General features: G+C 55.4%; 1 rRNA gene. It reads right to left on the bottom strand.

Annotation, left to right across the window (positions count from 1 at the left end):
- A 16S ribosomal RNA gene (locus ET34_RS0118365) occupies positions 1 to 451 on the bottom strand; the annotation flags it as partial.

The following is a 451-nucleotide window of genomic DNA, read 5'->3' as shown; positions in this document are numbered from 1 at the left end:
ACGCCATTGTAGCACGTGTGTAGCCCTGGCCGTAAGGGCCATGATGACTTGACGTCATCCCCACCTTCCTCCGGTTTATCACCGGCAGTCTCCTTTGAGTTCCCGACCGAATCGCTGGCAACAAAGGATAAGGGTTGCGCTCGTTGCGGGACTTAACCCAACATTTCACAACACGAGCTGACGACAGCCATGCAGCACCTGTCTCACGGTTCCCGAAGGCACTAAGGCATCTCTGCCAAATTCCGTGGATGTCAAGGCCAGGTAAGGTTCTTCGCGTTGCATCGAATTAAACCACATGCTCCACCGCTTGTGCGGGCCCCCGTCAATTCATTTGAGTTTTAACCTTGCGGCCGTACTCCCCAGGCGGTCGACTTAACGCGTTAGCTCCGGAAGCCACTCCTCAAGGGAACAACCTCCAAGTCGACATCGTTTACGGCGTGGACTACCAGGG

It is taken from the genome of Siccibacter colletis, from assembly GCF_000696575.1.
GTDB classification, from domain to species: Bacteria; Pseudomonadota; Gammaproteobacteria; order Enterobacterales; family Enterobacteriaceae; genus Siccibacter; species Siccibacter colletis.
The sequence above is the reverse complement of the archived record's forward strand: the minus strand, read 5'-3'. Positions and strand labels throughout refer to the sequence as shown.